Consider the following 531-nt stretch of genomic DNA (forward strand, 5'->3'; position numbering starts at 1 on the left):
TCATCGAGGTGACGGATCAGGGCGAGATCGGTCTGCGTAATCCGCTGCATCCCGAGGCCGACGCGATCAGCCTGCCGGGCATTCTGTCCGATCTGGACGACCGAGGCATCAAATCGCCGATGCTTTTGCGGGTGACGTCCTATCTGGAACATGAGATCGCGCATCTAAACGAAAGCTTTCGCGATGCCATCGCGCGGGTGAACTACAAGGGTTCCTATCGGGGTGTTTTCCCGATCAAAGTGAATCAACAGGCGCAGGTCGTGGATCGGATTGTCGAGTTCGGTAAGAAATACAACTATGGGCTGGAAGCGGGCTCCAAGCCCGAACTGGTTGTGGCGCTGGCCCATCGTCTGGCCCCCGAGGCACTGATCGTCTGCAACGGCGTCAAGGATGCCGAGTTCATCCAGCTGGCTATCCTTAGCCGCAAGATCGGTTTCAACACCGTCATCGTTCTGGAAAGCCCGAAAGAGGCAGACACGGTGATCGAGGTCTACAAGGAACTCGGCATCGAACCGCTGATCGGGGTGCGAG

The 531-nt window shown here is 57.6% G+C and carries 1 pseudogene; it reads left to right on the forward strand.

Annotation, left to right across the window (positions count from 1 at the left end):
- Positions 1–2: 2 nt before the first annotated feature.
- Positions 3–531 (forward strand): annotated as a pseudogene (locus ACR0CG_RS24175) (biosynthetic arginine decarboxylase); the annotation flags it as partial.

This window comes from Ruegeria sp. AB8, assembly GCF_056542605.1.